Source organism: Scandinavium sp. M-37 (assembly GCF_043558715.1).
Classification (GTDB): Bacteria; Pseudomonadota; Gammaproteobacteria; order Enterobacterales; family Enterobacteriaceae; genus Scandinavium; species Scandinavium vulneris_A.
On record NZ_JBIGIN010000106.1, the window covers coordinates 1 to 528 of the forward strand.

Below are 528 nucleotides of genomic sequence, written 5' to 3' on the forward strand. Positions count from 1 at the left end.
ATTTGGCCGTGACGCCGGTATACGCGCCCCGGTCAGCAATCGCGAACTGATGCCGGTCACCATCACTGCGCTGAATAGTGATTTGTGGGATTGGCTTACCGCTGGCCGTCACGCCGCTCCCGGCTTTGAGCATCAGCAATTTGCCCGCCTTGACCGACACCGCCCCACCGTTCCGCTCGGCGAGGCGGGTCAGGAATACCGCGTCGGATTCCTGCGACTGGTCAATATGCGCGATGTGGATACCCGCCAGCGATTCCGCCACGCTGGCCGTTAATTTATTGCGGGCTGCAATTGCCCCCACCACCGCGCCAAGTGTGGTGTCATGCCATGACTCTTCCCGGCGTGAATTGAGCGTTCCGCGAAAATCTGCACTCCGCGCCCGCAGCGTGACCGTGTCCGGTGCGCCGTGGTGCTCCACCTCATCGACGGTAAAATCACCTTTCCCCACCAGGGCAAAACCTTTCCAACCCAGATACAGCGACAGCACCGCACCACGCACCGGCAGCTCGACCAGCCCGTCACTGTCGT

At 61.7% G+C, this 528-nt stretch carries 1 protein-coding gene; it reads right to left on the reverse strand.

From position 1 onward, the window contains the following. A partial coding sequence (locus ACG0Z5_RS23900) for a contractile injection system protein, VgrG/Pvc8 family (RefSeq protein WP_394451669.1) occupies positions 1-528 on the reverse strand: 528 nt, incomplete at both ends.